This window comes from Streptomyces ureilyticus (assembly GCF_011045025.1).
GTDB classification, from domain to species: domain Bacteria; phylum Actinomycetota; class Actinomycetes; order Streptomycetales; family Streptomycetaceae; genus Streptomyces; species Streptomyces ureilyticus.
In genome coordinates, this window is sequence record NZ_JAAKZX010000460.1 from 1 (window position 1) to 1,328 (window position 1,328).

Annotated in this window: 2 protein-coding genes; both read right to left on the reverse strand. The window is 72.4% G+C overall.

Translation table 11 applies throughout. The features are described from left to right. The coding region (locus G6048_RS48115) for a DUF317 domain-containing protein (RefSeq protein WP_165345899.1) at positions 1 to 752 on the reverse strand (752 nt) is incomplete at its 3' end. Further along, positions 749 to 1,144 carry a hypothetical protein gene (locus G6048_RS48120; protein WP_165345900.1) on the reverse strand — a complete coding sequence of 132 codons (396 nt, stop codon included), beginning with the start codon at positions 1,142 to 1,144 and terminating at the stop codon, positions 749 to 751. The genes G6048_RS48120 and G6048_RS48115, both read right to left, overlap by 4 nt. Between the last annotated feature and the right edge of the window lie 184 nt (positions 1,145 to 1,328).

Genomic DNA, 1,328 nt, shown 5'->3' on the forward strand with positions numbered 1-1,328 from the left:
GTGCGGGGCCGGCTGGCGGTCCAGTTGCGGGCCCAGGTAGCGGCGCGGGCGGCGTGCACGCGGGCCTGCTGCCAGGCGCTGAGCTGGGAGGGGAGGACGGAGACGGAGGTGGTGCGGATCTGACTGCTGTGCGGGACGCGTCCGCGCGGGCGCATCACGGGTTCGGGGCTGGCGAGCGCGGTGGAGAAGGCTTGCACGAGGTGCATCGGGGTGGAGGCGGTGAAGGTCGCGGTCCAGCCGTTGCCCCGCTCATCGTGTGCCCCGGACCACCACATGGCGTGGCCGGGCTGGTCCTGGTGGAACTGCATCCACGCCGTCCCGTCGGGACTGGCCGCGGCGAAGTGCCGGGCATCGCGCGTGGTGTTCCAGCGCTGTTCCTCAAGCGGGGCCCAGACATTGGGGGCGTGCGCGGAGCGGGGGCGGGTGAGGGCGTCGGTGAGCCCGGCGACGATCTCCACCGGCGTCTGCCGACCCAGGGTCACGGTCCACTCGCCCTGGTGCGCGGTGGCCTTGCCGTGGATCGTCCAACCGCCCGGCAGGACATGGGGGTTGTATCCGATCCGGATGGTGCGGTCGGGGCTGTCGAGGACGAGCGGGCCGCCGGGCCTGGACTTGTCCTGCCATCCGCAGGCGCGCAGGAACTCCGAGACGTGCCTCAGGTCGCCGCCGCCGGCGAGGGCACGGGGCTCAACGAGATAGTGCTGCTCGGCCTGCTCGCCCGGCCCCCAGCCCTGCCACTGCTTTTTCTTCACCGGCGCCGCCGTACGACGAGCGGCGCAGCGACCGGAGGCTGTGCCGTCGTGGCGGCCGGGCGGGCGCTGAACTGCTTGAGGGTGTCGGCGTGCTCGTCGAGGTCGAGGCCGAGGGAATCGAGTTCGTTCGCGGCCCGGCCGAGGGCGAGCCACACCTCTGCCGGCAGGGCGCCGCGTTCCGCCTGGTTCTTCGCGAACGCCGAGGCGGTGGCCACAAGGCTGGTGAAGCGGCCGAGGAGTCCCTCCTCGGGGTCGAGTACCCGTGCCAGCGCCCGTGTGGTTGCTTCCGGCGAAAGGCCGGGCTGGGCGAGGTACTCGGTGAAGTTGCTGAGCTGACGGCCGATGTCGTCGGTGAGGTAGTCGGCGTAGGTCCTCTGGCGGGGGCGGGGCATGGTCCTCCTGGGCGGCTCGAATCAGTGGTGGTGGGGATGGCCGATCCGCCGGGCTTCGTCGAGAACGCGTTCGGGACGTGTGCCGGACGGCGGGTCGTTCCGGTGAGGGCCGGTGGGGACGCAGGCGCGCAGGTAGCGGCGGAACAGGGCGGTCGCGAGACGGGGTTTGAGGTGGGGGGAGATC